Source organism: Protofrankia sp. Cr1, from assembly GCF_963555865.1.
GTDB lineage: Bacteria > Actinomycetota > Actinomycetes > Frankiales > Frankiaceae > Protofrankia.
The window spans coordinates 1,480-2,032 of the sequence record NZ_CAUVXO010000701.1 but is presented as its reverse complement, the minus strand read 5'-3'; the positions used below and the strand labels follow the sequence as shown (position 1 = coordinate 2,032).

The window sequence follows — 553 nt, the reverse complement described above, 5'->3', positions numbered from 1 at the left end:
GTGCCGGCAATGGGTCTCGTCGATGGTGGCGGGACGGCAGACCCTGAGCCAGCGACGGCACCTGTGCGTTGTCGGTGGATGGCTGTCGGGACTGTTAGGGCACCTGGCGCTCGATCTCGGTGACAGCGCCGTCGCGCACGCGCACTGTCTCACGGCGTGGCAACTCGCCACGGACTCCGGCGACACGCGGCTGGGCGCGTGGGTCCGGGGAACACAGGCGATGATCGCCTTCTACGCGGGTGATGCGGTGGACGCCCTACGCTATGCCCTGGCCGGTCTGGACATCGCCCCCCGCAACTCCTTCGTCCATACTCGACTCCTCGCGCAGCAGGGACGGGCCCATGCACGTCTGGGTGACGCCGATGGCGTCAGCGTCGCGTTCGCCCGCGCGGAGAATTCCTTCGAGTCGGTGACGGAGAAGGCGTCGCACAGCATCTTCTCCTTCGACTACCCCTATCTACCCTTCTACGCCGGCACGTCCTACACGGCGCTCGCGAAACCGACAAAGGCGCAGACCTTCGCCCAACAGGCGGTCACACTGTGCGACGCCGCA

General features: G+C 67.1%; 1 pseudogene. It reads left to right on the top strand.

Going from position 1 to position 553, the window contains the following annotated elements:
* Window positions 1-22: 22 nt before the first annotated feature.
* Window positions 23-553: pseudogene (locus tag U9980_RS28230) on the top strand (transposase); the annotation flags it as partial.